Source organism: Pseudomonas sp. 05N434 (assembly GCF_056396965.1).
The window spans coordinates 1-752 of the sequence record NZ_JBFTMK010000994.1 but is presented as its reverse complement, the minus strand read 5'-3'; the positions used below and the strand labels follow the sequence as shown (position 1 = coordinate 752).

General features: G+C 48.2%; 1 pseudogene. It reads right to left on the bottom strand.

Annotated features, from left to right (window positions below):
* Positions 1–74: 74 nt before the first annotated feature.
* Positions 75–752, bottom strand: a pseudogene (locus AC1DLB_RS31295) (hypothetical protein); the annotation flags it as partial.

Here is a 752-nt window from a genome sequence, read left to right as displayed (position 1 = left end):
ACAAAAACCCATTAAGGCTAACAAGCTCTTCATGTTTCAGTACCTCACTTAATAAACTTGAATATCGAAAACAATCAAATTTCCGAATCCCAGATAACCGTTACATTGCCGGAATAATATCGTGATCGGCCCGGCCGAATCATCTCAGCCACTTCGCGGGAGGGGATTTCGAAGTGCAGAGTCCCCGGCCTTCGCTCCACATAAAAACCGGGTTGAAACAGCTCGGTACCACTACCATTACGAAGTAGTTGTCGACGGGTCACTGGTTGCCCACTTGCATCGGTCAAGCCGTGTGGAAGACTTACGCTGATATTCAATGGAACAACGTGGCCCGAAATTGGCTCTTGCAAAGAGCAGGTATTGCCATCCTGGGTGTACTGACACTCCAGCTCCATTTTGAAACGCGAAYTGGCCGAGATATTAAACGTTTGGTCCTTGAATAAACGCGTCGGCTTTCGGCCTTGTTGCAGCCAGGATTGCCAGCCACCCTGCGGGACCAATTCCACACGATGACCACCGGGTGGAACTTCAACCTTGAGCATATGCTCAACGGTAAGTGTGAAGTTCAGCGTTAGAGACTCTTCACTGGGCAACATGACATCACCCATATCAAAATCCTTACCCGGGCCAACGGAGTACTGAATACTTCCGGTGTAAGTACCTTGCGACAACTTCAAGGGCTCAGGGGTTTGAAGCTCGTAAGCAAAGTCAAAAGACTTATAATCAAACTCTGGAATAATGTAGTTAGGTGC